The 248-nt window shown below is 41.5% G+C and carries 1 protein-coding gene; it reads right to left on the reverse strand.

The annotated features are described in order from the left end of the window. Window positions 1–248: hypothetical protein (locus AC0IW9_RS31510; RefSeq protein ID WP_471652220.1), on the reverse strand; the 248-nt coding region annotated here is incomplete at both ends.

The following is a 248-nucleotide window of genomic DNA, read 5'->3' on the forward strand; positions in this document are numbered from 1 at the left end:
AGGTTAGGTTGTTGATGAAATCTGCCTGTTTTGCATTAAGCTCGGTAGAGAGACGTTCAATCTTGGGGGTGGCACCAAATGGCTTTTGAATTTCGGCTGTCTCTTCCTTAGAAAGCGAAAAATCATTCGGTTTCTTTTCCTCTAACTTCGCAGGCTGCTTGTTAATTTCGCTCGGCAATACCTGCTGAAAAGTTGTATTAATATTGCCGCCTTGAAGAAGAATCACCTGTTTAGACAATATTTCCAGT

The organism is Belnapia sp. AC561 (assembly GCF_979252845.1).